The sequence below is a fragment of the Burkholderia sp. AU30280 genome (assembly GCF_020420125.1).
Taxonomy (GTDB): domain Bacteria; phylum Pseudomonadota; class Gammaproteobacteria; order Burkholderiales; family Burkholderiaceae; genus Burkholderia.
The window spans coordinates 296,665-315,762 of sequence record NZ_JAIZRY010000004.1 but is presented as its reverse complement, the minus strand read 5'-3'; the positions used below and the strand labels follow the sequence as shown (position 1 = coordinate 315,762).

Annotated in this window: 14 protein-coding genes and 2 tRNA genes; 6 read left to right on the top strand and 10 right to left on the bottom strand. The window is 65.9% G+C overall.

Annotated features, from left to right (window positions below):
• The first annotated feature begins 32 nt into the window (after positions 1-32).
• Positions 33-1,655, top strand: a complete 1,623-nt coding sequence (gene pgi, locus LGN17_RS11685; RefSeq protein WP_226196897.1) for a glucose-6-phosphate isomerase — start codon at positions 33-35, stop codon at positions 1,653-1,655.
• Between the two features lie 60 nt (positions 1,656-1,715).
• Here the strand turns inward: pgi and LGN17_RS11680 are convergent, their stop codons facing one another.
• Positions 1,716-2,429: an ABC transporter ATP-binding protein gene (locus tag LGN17_RS11680; RefSeq protein WP_226196896.1), complete on the bottom strand. Its 714-nt coding sequence runs from the start codon at positions 2,427-2,429 to the stop codon at positions 1,716-1,718.
• Between LGN17_RS11680 and LGN17_RS11675 the strand changes: the two genes are divergently transcribed.
• Complete coding sequence (locus LGN17_RS11675; protein ID WP_226196894.1) at positions 2,428-3,102, top strand: arylesterase; 675 nt, start codon at positions 2,428-2,430, stop codon at positions 3,100-3,102. The genes LGN17_RS11680 and LGN17_RS11675 overlap by 2 nt on opposite strands.
• A 70-nt stretch (positions 3,103-3,172) precedes the next feature.
• Here the strand turns inward: LGN17_RS11675 and LGN17_RS11670 are convergent, their stop codons facing one another.
• The 7 genes from LGN17_RS11670 to tig all read right to left on the bottom strand — a co-directional run bounded on the left by LGN17_RS11670 (position 3,173) and on the right by tig (position 12,028).
• Complete coding sequence (locus LGN17_RS11670) at positions 3,173-5,107, bottom strand: SurA N-terminal domain-containing protein (protein WP_226196892.1); 1,935 nt, start codon at positions 5,105-5,107, stop codon at positions 3,173-3,175.
• A gap of 344 nt (positions 5,108-5,451) precedes the next feature.
• Positions 5,452-5,528, bottom strand: a tRNA-Asp gene (locus tag LGN17_RS11665).
• 23 nt (positions 5,529-5,551) lie between these two features.
• Positions 5,552-5,627, bottom strand: a tRNA-Val gene (locus LGN17_RS11660).
• A gap of 203 nt (positions 5,628-5,830) precedes the next feature.
• The gene (gene lon, locus LGN17_RS11655; RefSeq protein WP_011352361.1) at positions 5,831-8,254 is read right to left on the bottom strand and encodes an endopeptidase La; all 2,424 of its coding nucleotides are present in this window, start codon (positions 8,252-8,254) and stop codon (positions 5,831-5,833) included.
• A gap of 197 nt (positions 8,255-8,451) precedes the next feature.
• Complete coding sequence (gene clpX, locus LGN17_RS11650; protein ID WP_006489345.1) at positions 8,452-9,723, bottom strand: ATP-dependent Clp protease ATP-binding subunit ClpX; 1,272 nt, start codon at positions 9,721-9,723, stop codon at positions 8,452-8,454.
• A gap of 164 nt (positions 9,724-9,887) precedes the next feature.
• The gene (gene clpP, locus LGN17_RS11645; protein WP_010092137.1) at positions 9,888-10,541 is read right to left on the bottom strand and encodes an ATP-dependent Clp endopeptidase proteolytic subunit ClpP; all 654 of its coding nucleotides are present in this window, start codon (positions 10,539-10,541) and stop codon (positions 9,888-9,890) included.
• Between the two features lie 140 nt (positions 10,542-10,681).
• On the bottom strand, positions 10,682-12,028 hold the full coding sequence (tig, locus tag LGN17_RS11640; RefSeq protein WP_226196890.1) for a trigger factor: 1,347 nt from the start codon (positions 12,026-12,028) through the stop codon (positions 10,682-10,684).
• A gap of 389 nt (positions 12,029-12,417) precedes the next feature.
• On the opposite strand from tig, the gene LGN17_RS11635 reads away from it, so the two are divergent.
• Entirely contained in the window at positions 12,418-13,563 is a 1,146-nt protein-coding gene (locus LGN17_RS11635; RefSeq protein ID WP_226196875.1) for a glycerate kinase, read from the top strand.
• A 62-nt stretch (positions 13,564-13,625) separates the two neighbouring features.
• Entirely contained in the window at positions 13,626-14,075 is a 450-nt protein-coding gene (locus LGN17_RS11630) for a MarR family winged helix-turn-helix transcriptional regulator (RefSeq protein ID WP_039367176.1), read from the top strand.
• A gap of 176 nt (positions 14,076-14,251) precedes the next feature.
• Here the strand turns inward: LGN17_RS11630 and LGN17_RS11625 are convergent, their stop codons facing one another.
• Complete coding sequence (locus LGN17_RS11625; protein WP_226196873.1) at positions 14,252-15,250, bottom strand: 2-dehydropantoate 2-reductase; 999 nt, start codon at positions 15,248-15,250, stop codon at positions 14,252-14,254.
• 109 nt (positions 15,251-15,359) lie between these two features.
• A complete protein-coding gene (locus LGN17_RS11620) occupies positions 15,360-16,505 on the bottom strand; it encodes a helix-turn-helix transcriptional regulator (protein WP_226196865.1) in 1,146 nt (381 codons plus the stop codon).
• A gap of 302 nt (positions 16,506-16,807) precedes the next feature.
• On the opposite strand from LGN17_RS11620, the gene LGN17_RS11615 reads away from it, so the two are divergent.
• Together LGN17_RS11615 and LGN17_RS11610 are read left to right on the top strand one after the other, a co-directional pair.
• Positions 16,808-17,854, top strand: coding sequence for a porin (locus tag LGN17_RS11615; protein WP_226196863.1), 1,047 nt, complete (start codon positions 16,808-16,810; stop codon positions 17,852-17,854).
• Positions 17,855-17,875: 21 nt separating this feature from the next.
• Positions 17,876-19,084 (top strand): MFS transporter, encoded by a 1,209-nt coding sequence (locus LGN17_RS11610; RefSeq protein WP_226196861.1) that lies wholly within the window; start codon positions 17,876-17,878, stop codon positions 19,082-19,084.
• Positions 19,085-19,098 lie beyond the last annotated feature (14 nt).

Genomic DNA, 19,098 nt, shown 5'->3' with positions numbered 1-19,098 from the left:
TTCCTCCCGATTCACGCTTCACTCGAACCGCCATGACGCTGAATTCGCTCCCCGCCTGGACTGCCCTTCAATCCCACTTCGAGCAAATCCGCCATGCTCGCCTGCGCGACTGGTTCGCGCCGGAAAACGACCGCACGCCGACGCGTGCCGAACGCTTCACGCTCGCGGGCGGCGGCCTCGCTGCCGATTTCTCGAAGAACCGCATCAACGACGATACGCTGCGCCTGCTCGTACAGCTCGCGCGCGACGCGGGCGTCGAAGCCCGCCGCGACGCGATGTTCGCGGGCGAGATCGTCAACCCGACCGAAGGCCGTGCCGCGCTGCACACCGCGCTGCGCGCGACCGATCCGCAGGCGCCGTTCCACGCACAGATCAGCGCCGAGCGCGCGAAGATGGCGACCTTCGCGCGCGCCGTGCGCAGCGGCACGTGGACGGGCTACACCGGCAAGCGCATCCGCCACGTGATCAACATCGGCATCGGCGGCTCCGATCTCGGGCCGAAGATGGTCGTGCATGCGCTGCACCACGTTGCGACGCCTGAAATCTCCACGCACTTCGTGTCGAACGTCGACGGTGCCGATCTGGCGCGCGTGCTCGAACAGGTCGACCCCGAGGAAACGCTCGCGATCATCGTGTCGAAGACCTTCACGACGCTCGAAACGATGACGAACGCACGCTCGCTGCGCGACTGGTTCGTCGCGCGCGGCTGCCCCGAGGACGCGCTCGCGAAGCACTTCGTCGGCGTGTCGGCGAATCCGGCCGAAGTCGTGAAGTTCGGCATCGCCGCAGACAACGTATTCGAAATGTGGGACTGGGTCGGCGGCCGCTATTCGCTGTGGTCGGCCGTCGGCCTGTCGATCATGATCGCGATCGGCCCCGAGCAGTTCGACGAGTTGCTGGCGGGCGCGAACGACATGGACCGTCATTTCCGCGAAGCGCCGCTCGAGCGCAACCTGCCCGTGCTGCTCGGCCTGATCGGCATCTGGTACAGGAATTTCTTCGGTTCGCAGAGCTATCTCGTCGCACCGTATTCGGAAGCGCTGCACTACCTGCCGTCATACCTGCAACAGCTCGAAATGGAGAGCAACGGCAAATCCGCGCGCCTGGACGGCACCTTCGTCGACTACCCGACGTCGGCCGTCACATGGGGCGAGCCGGGCACCAACGGCCAGCATGCGTTCTTCCAGATGCTGCATCAAGGGCCGACGATCGTGCCGATCGACTTCATCGCGGTGCTGACGCCCGAGCATCCGCTCGCGAGCCATCATCCGAAGCTGCTGGCGAACTGCTTTGCGCAGAGCGAGGCCCTGATGCTCGGCCGCACGCTCGACGAAGCCCGCGAGGTCGCAGGACCGGGCAAGGAGGCGCTCGCGCCGCACCTGACGTTCCCGGGCAACCGCCCGACGACGACGCTGCTGGTCGACGCGCTGACGCCGCGCACGCTCGGCGCGCTGATCGCGCTGTACGAACACAAGGTGCTCGTGCAGGCAACGGTGTGGGACATCAATCCGTTCGACCAGTGGGGCGTCGAGCTCGGCAAGATCCTCGGCAAGGTGGTGGAAGCCGACTTGTCGGCCGAGTCGCTCGATCCAGCGAAGCACGATTCGTCGACCACCGCGCTGATCGAGCGCGCCCGTGCGGCGCTGAAGCGCTGAGGTATCGGCGTCTTACCGATGCCGGCCACGCAGCCCCGGCTGCACGGCCGGCCTAAAAATTCAGGCGCCGCGCTGCGCGGCTTGCGGTGCGACGATGCGTCCGGCGTCGAGCGTCACGGTCGTCGCGCAGCGGCGTGCGAGTTCGACATCGTGCGTGACGAGCACGAGCGTGGCGCCATGCGTGCGGTTCAGCTCGAACATCAGGTCGATGACCGCATGGCCCGTGGCCGCATCGAGGCTACCGGTCGGCTCGTCGGCGAACAGGATCGCCGGGCGCGTGACGAATGCGCGCGCGAGCGCGACACGCTGCTGCTCGCCCCCGGACAACAGCTTCGGATAATGCGCGGTGCGTTCGCCGAGACCGACCTGCACGAGCAGCGCCCGGGCACGATCGGCTGCTTCACGCGCGCTGATGCCCCCCTGCAGCTCGAGCGGCAGCATCACGTTCTCGAGCGCCGTCAGGTGCGGCATCAACTGGAACGACTGGAACACGAACCCGACAGCGCCGTTGCGCAGCGCCGCGCGCGCATCCTCGTCGAGCTGGTCGAGCGGGCGACCGAGCAGGCGAACCGTGCCGCTCGTCGCGCTGTCCAACCCTGCAAGCAGGCCGAGCAGCGTCGATTTACCCGACCCCGACGCGCCGACGATCGCGAGGCTGCTGCCCGGTGCCACGGCGAGCGTGATGCCGTCGAGGATCGTCAGCTCGCCCGTTGCGTCGGCGACCCGCTTGCACACGTCATGGACTTCGATGATCGGATCGGTAATCTTGAACATGGACACGACATTTCGCTGGAAAGGATGCGCGGCAATCGCCGCGCTGCTGGGCACCCTGCTGGCCACCACCGTCCCGGCACGCGCCGCGACGACACCGGCCGCGACATCGGGACAGCCCGTGATCGTCGTGCTCGGCGACAGCCTGTCGGCCGAATACGGGCTGCCGCGCGACACCGGCTGGGTGGCGTTGCTGCGGCAACGCCTCACGACCGAGCGAATCGATTATAGCGTCGCGAACGCCAGCGTCAGCGGCGACACCACGAGCGGCGGCCGCGCGCGGCTGCCCGCGGTGCTGCAGCGGCTCAAGCCGTCGGTCGTCGTCGTCGAACTCGGTTCGAACGATGCGCTGCGCGGCGTGCCGCTCGCAACGACCGAGCAGAACCTGCGCGACATCATCGCCGGCGCGCGGCAGGCACAGGCCAAGGTCGTACTGGTCGGCATGTATGTGCCACCCAACTACGGCCCCGACTACACGCAGAAGTTCCACGCGGTCTACACGCGGCTGTCGAAGGATCTCGGCGTGCCGCTCGTACCGTTCCTGCTGGCCGGCATCGAGAACAAGCCGGAGATGTTCCAGGCCGACCAGATGCATCCCGCGCGGCAGGCGCAGGGCATTCTGCTCGACAACGTCTGGCCGGCGCTGAAGCCGCTGCTCGGCAAGCCGCACGGCTGACGCCGTCCCGCCGGAAAACAAAAAGCCCCGCATGAAGCGGGGCTCTTTTTTGTTGCGTGCGAAACGACGCTCAGTTGTCGCCATCCTGCGACTGGCTGGCCGTCGAGCCGTACAGCTTCACCTTCGAACGATCGCGCAGCGCGGCGAGATACGCTTCGCCTTCGCTTTGCGCGTCGACCTGCGCCATCTGCTGCTGCGCGGCGGCCAGCTGCTGCGGGTCGACCGCCGAACCCGGGATCACCGCGTTCACGCGGTAGATCGCATAGCCATCCGCACCGAGATCGACACCGACGTAAGCCGGCAGCGTCTTCGCGTCGACCTTGTAGACGGCGCTCAGTGCAGCCGGCGTCAGGCCCTGCGACTGCGTGCGCGACACCTTCTGCGCGGCCGAGAACCCGTCGGTCGACTTCGACTTCTGCAGTTCGGCGAGCTTCGCCGCACCGTCCTTCTTCGCGAGTTCCGCGGCCTGCTCGGCGACGACCTTCTGGCGCACGACGTCCTTGATCGCATCGAGCGCGGGCACGGCGGCCGGCTTGTAGTCGGTCACGCGCGCCGAGATCAGCGTGTTGTTGCCGACGTCGATCGCCTGCGTGTTGTTCTGGCTCTTCACCGAGTCGTTGGCGAACACGGCGGCCAGGAACTTCGGATTGTTCAGCGGGCTCGTCGGCGGCAGTTGCGGATTCGGCGTCGGCGTGACGGTGGCCGTCTGGATCGTCAGCTTGTACTTGTCCGCGGCCGGCTGAAGCGTCTTCGCCTTTTCGTAGACGGTGGACGTGAAGCCTTCCGCGTTGTCCGTGAATGCCTTCGACGCGTACTGCTGCTTCAGGTCGGCCGCGATCTGGTCCTTCACTTCCGCGAACGGCTTGACGGCCGCCGGCTTCACTTCCGTTGCCTTCAGGATGTGGAAGCCCAGATCCGACTGCACGATGCCGCTCACGTCGCCCTGCTTCAGCGCGAACGCAGCATCGTCGAACGCCTTGCCGCCCGCCGTCGAGCCGCGCGTGATGAAGCCGAGATCGCCGCCCTTCGCGGCCGACGGTGCGTCCTGCGAGTTCTTCTGCGCGATCTGCGCGAACTGGTCCGGATGCGCCTTCACATCGGCCAGCAGTTGCTCGGCCTTCGCCTTTGCGGCTGCCTTGTCGGCTGCGCTGGCGCTGCCCGGCGCAGCGATGAAGATGTGACTCACGCGCACTTGCGCTTCGGTGCGGAAGTGTGTCGGGTTGTCGTCGTAGAACTTCTTGATGTCCGCATCGGTCGGCTGCGCGCTCGCGGCCGCTGCGGCCGGCGAATAGACGAGGTACTGGATCGTCGCGGTTTCCGGCGTCGCGAAGCTCTGCTTGTGCGCGTCATAGTACGCGGCGAGCTGCGCATCGGTCGGCTGGACCTTCGCTGCGAAGTCGCTCGTCTTCAGCACGAGCGCCTGCACTTCGCGCTGCTGCGCGGCGAGTTCGGACAGGCGTTGCGCGAGGCTCTTCGGCGTGAATGCGCTCGACACGATGCTGGCCGGAATCTGCTGCAGCGCGAGGCTGTAGCGCACGCGTTCCTGATACTGCTCAGGCGTCATCCCCTGGAACGCGAGTAACTGCGCATAGCGTTCGACGTCGATCGAACCGTCGGGCTTCTTCAGCGACGCGATCATCGGGTCGCTCATCAGCGCTTCGCGCACGGCGTTGTCGGAGGCGGTCAGGTGCAGACGCTGAGTCTCGTCGGCCAGCACGCGTTGCTGGATCAGGCCGTCGAGCACCTGCTTGCGGTGCTCGGGCGTATCGAACATCTTGATGTCGAACTGCCCGCCGAGCGCCTGACGCGCCTGGTCGATCTGCTGGCGGAACGCGCCGTCGAATTCGACCCGCGTGATCTTGTGCCCGTTGACTGCCGCGACGTTCGCGCTATCGTCGAAGAAGCCGCGGAAGCCTTGGATCCCGACGAAACCCAGCCCCGGCAACACGATCAGGAGCAGGAGCGCCATCATCAGGCGCTGGTGATTACGGAAGAAATCGAGCATGCGTGACGGGAAAATTGGACAAAACGTCCGATATTACAACATACGGGGTGGGACGGGAGAAAAGCAGACGTGTTGGTGGCGAGTGCCACGCGACAATCGGGCGCGCAAAATGAAAAAGCCCGCGCAAGGCGGGCATCGTCGTTTGTTTGGCGGAGTCGTGTTGCGCATCGCGCAACCGGACGGGTCGCCTGCATCCCGCAGGCCGCGGCTGCACTTGCGAGCGCAGCCCTTCGAGTCCCACCGAAAGCTGCGCAGGCGGCTTCCTCCGTCCCCGCAGTCACGCGAGCGGACGCAACCGGAAACGCAAATGAAAAAGCCCGCGCATGGCGGGCTTTTTCATTTTCTGGCGGAGCGGACGGGACTCGAACCCGCGACCCCCGGCGTGACAGGCCGGTATTCTAACCGACTGAACTACCGCTCCTTGGTCTGGCTGAATCGGGAAACTGGTGGGTGCTGAGGGGTTCGAACCCCCGACCTACGCCTTGTAAGGGCGCCGCTCTACCAGCTGAGCTAAGCACCCGTTTCCGATTCGTTCTGGCTGCGATCTGCGTTTCGGCATCAACAACCAGCGAGCCCGCAAGTTTAATTCATCCCCGATCATTTTGCAAAGCCCTGACGCGAATTTTTTAGCGTTCGCGCACGCGATTCGGCTACGCATAAAAAAACCCGCGGCCAAGCCGCGGGTTTCGTGAACAACCGTCAGAAAGGACGGCGTCCCAACGCTTAGTGCTTGACGAATTCCGTCGAGCCGGCATCCTTCGCTGCATCGGCGACCGGTGCCGCCGCCTTCGCCTCTTCTTCAGGCGGCAGCGGGGTAGGCGAACGCTCGAGCGCGAGTTCCAGCACCTTGTCGATCCAGCGGACCGGCACGATCTCGATCGCGTTCTTCACGTTGTCCGGAATCTCGGCGAGATCCTTCACGTTCTCTTCCGGGATCAGCACGAGCTTGATGCCGCCGCGATGCGCTGCAAGCAGCTTCTCCTTCAGGCCGCCGATCGGCAGGACTTCACCACGCAGCGTGATTTCGCCCGTCATCGCGACATCGGCACGCACGGGGATACCCGTCAGCACCGATACCAGTGCGGTCGTCATTGCACCGCCGGCGGACGGACCGTCCTTCGGCGTCGCGCCTTCCGGCACGTGGATGTGGATGTCCTGCTTCTCGAACGCTTCGTCCTTGATGCCCAGACGACGCGAACGCGAGCGCACGACCGAACGTGCCGCTTCGACCGACTCCTTCATCACGTCGCCGAGCGAACCCGTACGGATCACGTTGCCCTTGCCCGGCATCACCGCGGCTTCGATCGTCAGCAGATCGCCACCGACTTCCGTCCACGCGAGGCCCGTCACCTGACCGACCTGGTTTTCCTTCGCGGCAAGGCCGAAGTCGTACTTGCGTACGCCGAGGAACGTATCGAGGTTTTCGCCGTCGACCTTGATCGCGCCCGATGCCTTCTTCAGCAGCAGCATCTTCACGACCTTGCGGCAGATCTTCGACACTTCCCGCTCGAGCGAACGCACACCGGCTTCGCGCGTGTAGTAGCGGATGATGTCGCGGATCGCCTGCTCGGTGACCTCGATCTCGCCTTCCTTCAGGCCGTTGTTCTTCTTCTGCTTCGGCAACAGGTAACGCTGCGCGATGCTGACCTTCTCGTCTTCCGTGTAACCCGACAGACGGATCACTTCCATCCGGTCGAGCAGCGGCGGCGGGATGTTCAGCGAGTTCGACGTCGCGACGAACATCACGTCCGACAGGTCGAAGTCGACTTCGATGTAGTGGTCGGCGAACGTGTGGTTCTGTTCCGGATCGAGCACTTCGAGCAGCGCCGACGACGGATCGCCGCGGAAATCCATACCCATCTTGTCGACTTCGTCGAGCAGGAAGAGCGGATTGCGCACGCCGACCTTCGTGAGGCTCTGCAGGATCTTGCCCGGCATCGAACCGATGTACGTACGGCGGTGGCCGCGGATCTCGGCTTCGTCACGCACGCCGCCGAGCGCCATCCGGACGAACTTGCGGTTCGTCGCACGGGCGATCGACTGGCCGAGCGAGGTCTTGCCGACGCCCGGGGGCCCGACGAGACACAGGATCGGCGCCTTGACCTTGTCGACGCGCTGTTGCACCGCGAGATACTCGAGGATCCGTTCCTTCACCTTCTCGAGGCCGAAGTGGTCCTCGTCGAGCACCTGCTCGGCGTTCGACAGGTCGTTGTTGACCTTGCTCTTCTTGCGCCACGGCAAGCCGATCAGCGTGTCGATGTAGTTGCGCACGACGGTGGCTTCCGCCGACATCGGCGACATCAGCTTCAGCTTCTTCAGCTCGGCATCGGCCTTCTTCTTGGCTTCCTTCGGCATGCGCGCGGCGTTGATGCGCTTCTCGAGTTCCTCGAGATCGGCACCCTCTTCGCCTTCGCCCAGTTCCTTCTGGATCGCCTTGACCTGTTCGTTCAGGTAGTACTCGCGCTGGCTCTTTTCCATCTGACGCTTCACGCGCCCGCGGATGCGCTTCTCGACCTGCAGGATGTCGATCTCGGCTTCGAGCTGCGCAAGCAGGTGCTCGAGGCGCTCGATGACCGGGAACATCTCGAGGATGTGCTGCTTCTGGTCGAGCTTCAGCGGCAGGCGCTCGGCGATCATGTCGGCGAGGCGGCCTGCTTCATCGATGCCCGACAGCGACGTGAGGATCTCCGGCGGGATCTTCTTGTTCAGCTTCACGTACTGGTCGAACTGCGACACGATCGCACGGCGCAGCGCTTCCGTTTCAGCGCTGTCGGCGTGATCGGGCTCGAGCGGCATCACTTCGCAGGAGAATTGCGTTTCCTGCTCTTCGATCGACAACGCCTTCGCGCGCTGCAGGCCTTCGACGAGCACCTTCACGGTGCCGTCCGGCAGCTTCAGCATCTGCAGGATGTTGGCGATACAACCGACCTCGTACATGTCCTTTTCGGTCGGTTCGTCCTTGGCCGCGGTTTTCTGGGCGACGAGCATGATGTGCTTGCCGCCTTCCATCGCTGCTTCGAGGGCCTTGATCGATTTCGGCCGGCCCACGAAGAGCGGAATCACCATGTGCGGGAAAACGACGACATCCCGCAGCGGCAGCAGCGGGAGCGTGATGCGTTCCGGCGGAAGAAGTTGGGTGCCTGACATTTCATTTCCCCATGAGTGGAATCAATTGTTCGGTAATTGAGGCCGCCACAACGAATTGCAAGCCTTCAAGTGCGGGAAATATTCGGTAAAAAAGTAACCACCGCGTGTCGAGTCAGAGTTACCCACAAGATAAACGAAAAAAAGCCGCCCACGGTCTCATGAACGGCCTTTTTCGCAGAACATCGTCGGCAAGCCGGTCAGTTCGAACCCGCCACCTTCGGCGTGTCCTCGTAGATCAGCAAAGGCTTGCCGTCGCCATCGATGACGTTCTCGTCGATGATGACTTTGCTGACCCCTTTCATTGTCGGCAGTTCGTACATCACGTCGAGCAATGCCTGTTCGATAATCGAACGCAAACCGCGCGCGCCGGTCTTGCGGCGGATCGCCTTGCGGGCGACTGCCTGCAGTGCGCCCGGCCGGATCTCCAGCTCGACGCGCTCCATCGCGAACAGCTTGTGATACTGCTTGACGAGCGCGTTCTTCGGCTCGACCAGGATCTTCATCAGCGCGGCTTCATCGAGCTTGCCGAGCGTCGCGACCACCGGCAGGCGGCCGATCAATTCGGGGATCAGACCGAATTTGATCAGGTCTTCCGGTTCCGTTTCGCGCAGCACTTCGCCCGCGTCGCGCTCCTGCTTGCTCTTGACCGTCGCACCAAAGCCGATGCCGGTTTTCTCGGTGCGATCGGTGATCACCTTTTCGAGGCCGTCGAATGCCCCACCGCAGATGAACAGGATGTTGGTCGTGTCGACCTGGATGAAATCCTGGTTCGGGTGCTTGCGGCCGCCCTGCGGCGGCACCGACGCCATCGTGCCCTCGACGAGCTTCAGCAGTGCCTGCTGGACGCCCTCGCCCGACACGTCGCGCGTGATCGACGGGTTGTCCGACTTGCGGCTGATCTTGTCGATTTCGTCGATGTAGACGATCCCGCGCTGGGCCTTGTCGACCTCGTAGTTGCAGTTCTGCAACAGCTTCTGAATGATGTTCTCGACGTCCTCGCCGACGTAGCCGGCTTCGGTCAGCGTCGTCGCATCGGCGATCACGAACGGCACGTTGAGCAACCGCGCGAGCGTCTGTGCGAGCAGCGTCTTGCCGGAGCCCGTCGGGCCGATCAGCAGGATGTTGCTCTTCGACAGCTCGACGTCGTCCTTCTTGTCGAGATGCTTCAGGCGCTTGTAGTGGTTGTACACCGCCACCGCGAGGATCTTCTTCGCGCGCTCCTGGCCGATCACGTACTGATCGAGGATGTCGCGAATTTCCTGCGGGCTCGGCAGATCCGACCGCGACAGGCTGGCCTCGACGCCGGCGGCAGCCGCCTCGTCGCGAATGATTTCGTTGCAGAGGTCGATACATTCATCGCAGATGAACACCGACGGGCCCGCGATGAGTTTTTTCACCTCATGCTGGCTCTTCCCGCAAAACGAGCAATACAACAGCTTCTCGCTGTTCGAACCTTTTTTGTCCGCCATGAATGTAGAGCCTCCGGACAGGTAAATGACATGATACGCCGAATGCTCCGAACGCCGCGCCTAGGGCGCGACCGGAGCCGGCCGGATGCGCTTGCCGCAGAGGCTCAGGGCGTGCGGAACATAGCAGGGGCGCCGCGTGAATCGGGGCGGCACCCCACTTAAGTTTACGGGCGCTTCAGCAGCACCTGATCGATCAGTCCGTACGCCTTCGCGTCTTCGCTGGACATGAAGTTATCACGGTCGGTATCGCGCGCGATGCGCTCGACGTCCTGACCCGTGTGCTGCGCGAGCAACTGGTTCAGCCGCTCCTTCAGGTAGAGGATTTCGCGCGCCTGGATCTCGATGTCGGACGCCTGGCCGCGTGCGCCGCCGAGCGGCTGGTGGATCATCACGCGCGAGTTCGGCAGCGCGAAGCGCTTGCCCTTCGCGCCCGACGCCAGCAGGAACGCGCCCATGCTGGCCGCGAGGCCCATGCACAGCGTCGACACGTCCGGCTTGATGAACTGCATCGTGTCGTAGATCGCCATGCCGGCCGACACCGACCCGCCCGGGCTGTTGATGTACAGGCTGATGTCCTTGTCGGGATTCTCGCTCTCGAGGAACAGCAACTGCGCGACCACGAGGTTCGCGGTCTGGTCGTTCACTTCGCCGACCATGAACACCAGGCGCTCCTTCAGGAGACGCGAGTAGATATCGTACGAACGCTCGCCGCGGCCGCTCGTTTCGACGACGATCGGCACCAGCCCCAGCGCTTGCGCCTCGAAACCCTGCGGCGCGTTCGAAGCAAGCATGTCCAGCAATTCAGCGCGAGTGATCATTCAATGAACCTTGTTCGATTGGAAAATTGAACGGAGGGAAGCCGCCCGCTCAATCGCCATATTAATGGCAACCGTGCGCTTGACGTGAAAACGGCGTGCGGGCCGTCGCTCCGACAGCCGGCACGCCGCTAGAGCGACACTTACGCTTGCGCCGATGCGCTCGCGAGTGCCTCGAAGCTCACTTCCTTGTCCGTCACCTTTGCCTTGCCCAGCACGAAATCGACGACGTTGCTCTCAACGACGAACGCTTCCATCTCGGCGAGGCGCTGCTGGTTGGAATAATACCAGCGGACCACTTCCTTCGGGTCTTCGTAGCTTTTCGCGAACTCGTCGACTTCCGCACGGATCTGTTCCGGCTTCGCTTCGAGGCCGTTCGACTTCACGAGCTCGGCCAGCACGAGGCCCAGCTTCACGCGACGCTCGGCCTGCTCGGCGAACATCTCGGCCGGGATCGGTGCGTCCTTCGCGTTCGGCACGCCGCGCTGCGCCAGATCCTGGCGAGCCATTTCGACGAGACGTTGCTGATCCTGCTCGATCAGCGCCTTCGGCACGTCGAGTTCGGAGATCTTCAGCAGCGCGTCCATCACCTGGTTCTTGACGATCGACTGCGTGCGGCGCTTCGCTTCACGCTCGAGGTTTTCCTTGATCTCGGCGCGCATCTTCGTCAGGTCGCCGTCTTCGATGCCGAGCGACTTCGCGAATTCGGCGTCGATTTCCGGCAGGTGCGGCCACTCGATCTTCTTCATCGTGACCGTGAATTGCGCCGTCTTGCCCGCGACGTCCTTGCCGTGGTAGTCCTCCGGGAACGCGAGGTCGAACGTGCGCGATTCGCCGGCCTTCAGGCCCAGCGCCGCGGTTTCGAATTCCGGCAGCATGCGGCCTTCGCCGAGCACGAACGGGAAATCTTCGGCCGTGCCGCCCTGGAACGCGACGCCGTCGATCTTGCCGACGAAGTCGACCGTCACGCGGTCGCCGTTCTTCGCTGCGGTGTCCGCGCCGCCGTCGCCGTGCTCGCCGGCTTCGCCACGTGCGTGGTAGTGCACGCGCTGCTTGCGCAGGATGTCCAGCGTGCGGTCGATTTCAGCGTCGCCGATCGACGTCGTCGAGCGTTCGACTTCAGCCGTCGCCAGATCGCCGATCTTCACTTCCGGGTAGACCTCGAACGTCGCGTCGAACGCGTATGCATCTTCAGCCTGCTCCTGCTTCGGCTCGAAGCTCGGCTGGCCAGCGACGCGCAGGTTTTCCGCGCGGCTGATCGTGAAGAATTCCTGGCCGATCTTGTCGCTCAGCACTTCCGCTTCGACCTGACCCGCGTACTGTTGCGCGACCATCTTCAGCGGCACCTTGCCCGGGCGGAAACCCGGCATGCGCACGTTCTTCGCGAGTTTCTGGATACGGGCGTCGATTTCCTTCTGCACGGTGTCTTTCGGCAGGGAAATCGTCACACGGCGTTCAAGCTTGCCGAGGTTCTCAACAACGTTAGCCATGGCTTCAATCGTCCTAAAATTATTCGAGCAAATCGGGTTTTCCTTGCCGTGCCTGCCTGCGGCGTGATGTGCGTCACATCCACTCGCCGCGCCGGAGCGCCACGCCATCCCTGCACGCGCCGGATGGCTAGCGCAAGCGGCTCGGAGCACGGCTTTGGCCGGAAGAATCGACTATTCTAGCAAACAATTTTCATCACACCGCCAGATCGGCGCGACGCGCATGCGTCTGCGCCGCGCCAACAGCCCTTCGCACGGCAATGCACGCGGATCGCCGCTATGCCGAACGCCGTATCCTCCACGGGCCCGCCATCCTGTAAGCTCCAACTAAGGGTGCGCCGCCGTCGCGGCCCCAATTATTCCTCACACCAATCACGCCGTCCGGAGACACCATGCCGCATCACCCGTCCGCGCCTGTCGTCGTCATCGCGCCCGATTCGTTCAAAGGTTCGCTTTCCGCCGAACAGGTCGCGGACGCGATCGCCACCGGCATTCGCCGCGCCCGGCCCGACGCTGTCGTGCGCCGCTGCCCGATGGCCGATGGCGGCGAAGGCACGCTCGACGCGATGCTGGCAGGCGGCGGCACGCGGCGCGCGCTGCGGGTGGCAGGCGCATCGCTCGCGGCACGCGACGCGGCGGTCGGCGTGATCGACGCGCACACCGCGATCGTCGAGACAGCCGAAATCGTCGGCATCACGGATCCGGTCGGCATGAGCGTGCCCGTCGACGCGCGCAGCACGCGCGGGATGGGCGAAGCGATCCGCACGCTGCTCGACGAAGGCGTGCGCCGCTTCTTCGTCGCGCTCGGCGGCAGCAGCACCAACGACGCGGGCGCCGGGCTGCTCGCGGGCCTCGGCCTCCAATGCTTCGACGCCGGCGGCCAGCCGGTCGAGCCGGTTCCGTCGCGGCTCGCCGACATCGCACGCATCGACGCGTCGGGGCTCGACCCGCGCCTGAAGGAAACCGAATTCATCGGCATGTCCGACGTCGACAACCCGCTGACGGGCGCGCACGGCGCGACCGCCGTGTTCGGCCCGCAAAAGGGCGTGACGCCCGAGCAGGTTGCGACCCTTGACGCGGCCCTCGCCCGCTTCGCCGACCTGCTCGAAGCCGCGCTCGACCATCGCAGCCGCGACCTGCCGGGCGCCGGTGCCGCTGGTGGCCTCGGTTTCGCGCTGCACATGCTCGGCGCGCAGTTCGAAGCCGGCGCCGAAGTGGTCGCGCGTCAGGTCGGGCTCGACGCGGCGCTCGCGGGTGCGGACTGGCTGATCACCGGCGAAGGCCGCTCCGACGTGCAGACGCTGCACGGGAAAGCGCCGTTCATCGCGTGCCGCCATGCGCAGGCTGCCGGCGTGCCCGCGTCGCTGCTGTCCGGCGCAATCGACCCGGCCGCGCTGCCCCGCCTGTCCGAACATTTTTCCGGCTGCTTCTCGCCGGCTCCCGGGCCGATCACGCTCGACGTCGCGATCCGCGACGCGGCCAGCCTGCTCGCGAACGAAGCGGAGCAATTGACACGCCTGAAGTACGGCGCACACTGACCGTTGACCCGAGCGCGCGATACAGGAACAATCGGGCCCGCCCTTTTTCTTCAGGATTCGACATGAAAGGCCGTCAAGCCGGGCTCGATCAGTTTCTGACCTATCGCCTCCACGCGCTCACGAAGCGATCCGACCGCGGGATCGGCGAGGTGTACCGGCACAAGCTCGACATCTCGCTGCCCGAGGCGCGCGTGATCGCCGCCGTCGGCGCCTTCGGCCCGTTCTCGATCATGGATCTCGCGCGCCACACCAATCTCGACAAGAGCCAGGCGAGCCGGGCAGCCGAGGCGCTGCTGCGCCAGGGGCTGCTCGAACGCAGTGCAAGCGAGGAAGATGGCCGGATCGTGCTGATCGCACTGACCGCCGACGGCCGCGCGCTGCATCGCAAGATCATGCCGATCGTACGCAAGTGGAACGACGGCTTGCTCGCGTGCTTGTCCGACAGCGAACGCCAGACGTTCGAGCGGCTGCTCGACAAGGTGGTCGCGCACGCGACCGAGCGGGACGACTGAGCGGCAACACGGGCAACGCGCCCGCAGCATTGTATTGATCCGATGATTTCGACGGGCTGCCCCGGTCGCCTCACCAGCGACGCGGGCGGCCCGCTTTGCGTCATGCGCTGCGCACTTGCAAGCGGATCGCAACGTTTCGCGTCACCGGCGTCGCGCATGCCGCGGCCCCGCCCGCACTACAACCCGCTGTTCGTCGCGCGCTGCCGGAGCAGCCCGAGCACCGCGTCGCAATACGGGGTCGGCACGCCGAGCTTGCGCCCGAGTTCGGGAAACACGCCGAGGATCGGCCCGATCTCGAGCGCGCGCCCCGCTTCGAAATCCTGCAGCATCGACGTCTTGAACGCGCCGAGCTTGCGCGTGACCGCGATCCGCTCGGGCCCGCTCATCCCCGTCGACAGGCCGAGCTTCGCGCCGATCGCGGCCGCCTCCTCCATCATCCGCAACGCGAGATCCTGCGTGAACGGATCGTCGAGCAACTGCTCGGCCGTCGACCCCGTCAGCGCGCTCAGCGGATTCATGTTCATGTTGCCCCACAGCTTCGTCCAGATCTCGGTCCGGATCGCGGGCGTCGACTCGACGTCGAAGCCACCCGCCGCGAGCGCCGCGGCAAACCGGGCGGTAGCCGCGTCGAGCCGCGCATCGGGTGCACCGACGATCAGCCGGTTGCCGCGCCCGCGGCGCACGACGCCCGGCGCGTCGGTACTCGACGACAGATGCACGACGCAACCGATCGCCTGCGCGGGCGGCAACGCCGCCGACACCGCGCCGGCCGGATCGACCGCATCGAGCGGCACGCCGTCAAGCGCCCCTTCGAGCCCGTGCGTGAACCACCACGGCAGCCCGTTCATAGCCGCGACGATCACGGTGTCCGACCCAACCAGCGGCGCAATGCGCGCGGCCAGCGCCGGCAGCGCCTGCGCCTTCAGCGCGATCACCACGTAGTCCTGCACGCCGAGCGCGGCCGCATCGTCGCTCGCTCGCATCGGAACCGACGATGTCACGCCCGCCTCGTCGATCACGCGCACGCCGTGGGTGTTCAACGCGTCGAGCGTCGCGCCGCGCGCATACGCGCTCACGGTCATGCCGGCCCGCGACAACGCGGCCGCGAGCAACCCGCCGATCGCGCCGACCCCGACCACCGCCGCGCGCACCGACCCTGAATTCGTGTCGTTCATGATGGAATTCCGTCTGCTGGGAGCTGACGAGCATAACGCGCAATGGTTGCGGGCACAACCATTCGCGCGAGCGCGTGCAATGCGCGGCGGTCGTGCGACTCAGCGCGATTCAGCGCCGCTCGTCACCGGCTTCCACCGGCTCGTCGTCGGCCGTGCCGCCCGGCGCGCCGAGCACGCCGGCGATCTGGCTCTTGTCGTGCATGCCGAGCTTGCGGTACGCGCAGCGCAGGTAGTGGCGCACGGTCGTCGGCGAAATCGCCATCTGTTGCGCGACTTCCTTGTGCGAGCGCCCTGCGCCGTAATAGCGGATCGCCGCGAGTTCGCGCGGGCTCAGCCGGTCGAGCAGCGAGCGCGGCCGCGCCTCGATCTGGAACAGCCCCGCAACCGGCACGCACTGGATTCGCAGCGCGTCGCCGACGAACGGCTGGCCCGACTGGCGCCGCAGGTGCGCGACGAGCGGCTCCGGCACGCGCGCGCCGACCCACGCCGGCCATTCGGTGCGCAGCACGTCGTCGAAACCGTGATCGGCATGGTGGAGCACGCCGAAGTTGTCGCACAGTGCGCGCGCCGCCGGCGCGACCGTATCGCCGCGCTCGCGCGTGAGCTGCGCGGCGCGATTGATCGTCAGCGCCGCCGCGAGATGCGGAATCACTTCCTCGAAACGGCGCGCATCGTCGTCGCCGAACGGGCGATTCAGGCCTTGGCGATAGATCGACATGAACGTCGTCAGGCCGAACCGGCGATCGAGCGTGCACACGCACATCAGCTGCGCGAGCCCGTACTTCACGCACCAATCGCGAAACCGGGCATCGAGCCCCGGCTCGACGACCGACAAACGCACCGCGTGGCCGTGCGCGCCGCGCAGCGTGCGGTGCGCAAGCGGGTCGCAATCGCGCACGCGCTTCCAGTCGCTGAAGAACGCGTGCGGCAGACGGTACAGGAAGCTGTTGTGCATCACCGGGCCGGTCGGCACATGGGTCGCGACGCCTGTCCATGCGGCGTCGAATGGAATGAGCGCCTGCAGCAGCGAAAAGAAGCGGTATTCGAATTCGCCGATGCCGGACCGGGCGGCAACCGCGTACAGGTCGAGCAGCATCAGCCCGAGTTCGCGCTGCGATGCGTCGCCGTGCGTAACGCCGTCGAAATCGGCACGCCGGGGCGGCAGCGGCGGCCACGCGAAGTCGTCGAGCACGATGGCTGCCGGCACGTCGCGCAGCGCATCGAGATCCTGCCCGAAATCCGTCGTGATCCTCACCTTCCGCTCCCCTGCCCGATCGGGCTGCTGATGCACGCAACGACACCGGTCGATTATAGCGACCGGCTTTTTTGACAGGCCACGGCATCGGAACGGGCGTCAACCCCATCCATTTGAACGGTGCACGGCACGTTGCTGCCCCGCAGCACGCCGCGCCACCGCAGCCCGCCGCGTGCATGCCGTGCACCACGGGTTTTCCACACCGTTCATCTGTACGACTGTTCGAAGGTTTTCCCGCTGCGGACACTGCGTCGCGACAACACCAACGACAAACCGATGCAGGACGGTATGGAGAACCCAACGTGACGAAAACCCGCTTCATCCGTACGGCCGCGGCCGTCGCGACACTTGCCGCGTGCAGCGCTGCCGCGCACGCGCAGTCGAGTCTCACGCTGTACGGCGCGCTCGATGCCGGCGTGCAATACCTGACGCATGCCGACGGGCGCCACTCGGCCGTGCAGTTGCAGAACTACGGCATCCTGCCTTCGCAGATCGGGCTGAAAGGCCACGAGGATCTCGGTGGCGGCTGGCGAGCGCTGTTCAAGCTCGAACAGGGCCTCAACCTCAACGACGGCACCGCAACCGTGCCCGGCTATGCGTTCTTCCGCGGCGCGTACGTCGGCATCTCGGGGCCGGTCGGCACCGTCACGCTCGGGCGGCAGTTCAGCGTGCTGTTCGACAAGACGCTGTTCTATGACCCGCTCTGGTACGCGTCGTACAGCGGCCAGGGCGTCATCGTGCCGATCAACGCGAACTTCATCGACAACGCGGTCAAGTACCAGTCACCGACGTTCGCCGGCTTCGACGTGGAGGCGCTTGCCGCGACGTCCGGCGTCGCCGGCAATACGCGTGCCGGACGCGTGCTCGAACTCGGCGGCCAGTACACGAGCAACGGCCTGTCGGTCAGCGCGGTGCTGCATCAGGCGCACGGCGACGTTTCCGCGGCCGACGACACGTCGGCGCGCCGCCGCGAACTCGGCACGCTCGCCGCGCGCTATGCGTTCGCCACACTGCCGCTCACCGTCTATGTGGGCGTCGAACGCCTGACCGGCGACCTCGACGCGGCGCGCACGATCGTCTGGGGCGGTGCGCGCTATCAGATGTCGAGCGAGATTGGCCTGAACGCGGGTGTCTACCACACCGACTCGCGCACGCCGGCGATCGGCCACCCGACGCTGTTCATCGCGAGCACCACGTACGCGCTGTCGAAACGCACCGTCGCCTATGTGAACCTCGGCTACGCGCGCAACCGCGGCCAGAGTTCGCAGACCGTCTACGAATACGACCCGACGCCGCTCGCCGGCGCATCGCAGTTCGGCGCGATGGTCGGCATCTATCACCTGTTCTGATTCCCCCCACGAGATCCCGCCATGAAAACCCTTTCTACGGATGCCGCACTCCCGCCCGACAGCGGCGCGCCGACCTTCGCGCGCTCGACGCTCGTCGCGCTCGTCGTGTTCGCGGCCATCACGCCACTGCTGCTGCTCGTGGCGCCCGCCGTCGCCGGCCAGCTCGCGACGCAGCTCGGGTTGTCCGCGTCGCAGATCGGCACCTACTTCTTCGTCGAACTCGGCGCGTTCAGCCTCGCGACCGTGCCGTCGTACCTGTGGCTCGGCCGGGTCGACGCGCGCCGCGTCGCGGCGTTCGCCATCGCGCTGTTCGGCGCGGGCAACCTGCTGACCGCGCTGTGGATGCCGGGCTTCGTCGCGCTGCTCGCGCTGCGCGCCGTCACCGCGCTCGGCGGCGGCTCACTGATGGTGCTCTGTATGACGAGCGCCGCGACGAGCGAGAACAACGACCGTGTGTACGGCCTGTGGGTCGTCGGCCAGTTGATCGCGGGTGCAATCGGCCTGTTCGCGCTGCCGCACGTGTTCGCGGCGTTCGGGCTGCGCGCGCTGTATGTCGCGCTCGCCGCGCTCGCGCTGCTCGCGGCGCCGCTGTCGCGCGGCTTTCCGTCATCGCTGGGCGCGCGAACCGCGCCTGCGCAAAACACGCGCGGCGCGGCGGCACATACGCCGCATAGTTTCGTCGTGCTCGCGATCGGCGCGGTACTGACGTTCTATCTCGCGATCGGCAGCGTGTGGACGTTCGCAAGCCGTGCCGCGAACGAAGCCGGACTCGATCCGCAGTCGACCGGCAACGTACTCGCGATCGCGAGCGTGATGGGCATTGCCGGCGCGGCGCTCGCGTCGTGCGCAGGCGGCCGGCTCGCCCGGCGCGCGATGCTCGCGGCCGGTTACGCGCTGCTGGCCGCCTCGCTCGTCGCGCTCGCGGTGATGCGACACGCCGGCGGCTACAGCGCGGCGATCTTCGCATTCAAGTTCGCGTGGACGTTCGTGCTGCCGTTCATCCTCGCGACCGTCGCGCAGATCGACACATCGGGCCGCCTCGTCGCCACGCTCAATTTCGTGATCGGCGCGGGCCTCGCGGCCGGCCCGCTGCTGGCCGGGCTGATGCTCGACGCCGGCGGCACGATGCACGCGCTGTTCGCGGCCGCGACGGCCGTCGCGATCGTGTCTTTCGCCGCGCTGCGCCGCATCGATCGGCGCACGCGCCCTTCCGTTTCCTCCCAACCGTGACAGGTCACGCACAT

Excerpts from the sequence above, each read along its gene's own strand:
- pgi (WP_226196897.1), top strand. The coding sequence starts at position 33 with ATGACGCTGAATTCGCTCCCCGCCTGGACTGCCCTTCAATCCCACTTC.
- LGN17_RS11675 (WP_226196894.1), top strand. The coding sequence starts at position 2,428 with ATGGACACGACATTTCGCTGGAAAGGATGCGCGGCAATCGCCGCGCTG.
- LGN17_RS11680 (WP_226196896.1), bottom strand. The coding sequence starts at position 2,429 with ATGTTCAAGATTACCGATCCGATCATCGAAGTCCATGACGTGTGCAAG.
- LGN17_RS11670 (WP_226196892.1), bottom strand. The coding sequence starts at position 5,107 with ATGCTCGATTTCTTCCGTAATCACCAGCGCCTGATGATGGCGCTCCTG.
- lon (WP_011352361.1), bottom strand. The coding sequence starts at position 8,254 with ATGTCAGGCACCCAACTTCTTCCGCCGGAACGCATCACGCTCCCGCTG.
- clpX (WP_006489345.1), bottom strand. The coding sequence starts at position 9,723 with ATGGCGGACAAAAAAGGTTCGAACAGCGAGAAGCTGTTGTATTGCTCG.
- clpP (WP_010092137.1), bottom strand. The coding sequence starts at position 10,541 with ATGATCACTCGCGCTGAATTGCTGGACATGCTTGCTTCGAACGCGCCG.
- tig (WP_226196890.1), bottom strand. The coding sequence starts at position 12,028 with ATGGCTAACGTTGTTGAGAACCTCGGCAAGCTTGAACGCCGTGTGACG.
- LGN17_RS11635 (WP_226196875.1), top strand. The coding sequence starts at position 12,418 with ATGCCGCATCACCCGTCCGCGCCTGTCGTCGTCATCGCGCCCGATTCG.
- LGN17_RS11630 (WP_039367176.1), top strand. The coding sequence starts at position 13,626 with ATGAAAGGCCGTCAAGCCGGGCTCGATCAGTTTCTGACCTATCGCCTC.
- LGN17_RS11625 (WP_226196873.1), bottom strand. The coding sequence starts at position 15,250 with ATGAACGACACGAATTCAGGGTCGGTGCGCGCGGCGGTGGTCGGGGTC.
- LGN17_RS11610 (WP_226196861.1), top strand. The coding sequence starts at position 17,876 with ATGAAAACCCTTTCTACGGATGCCGCACTCCCGCCCGACAGCGGCGCG.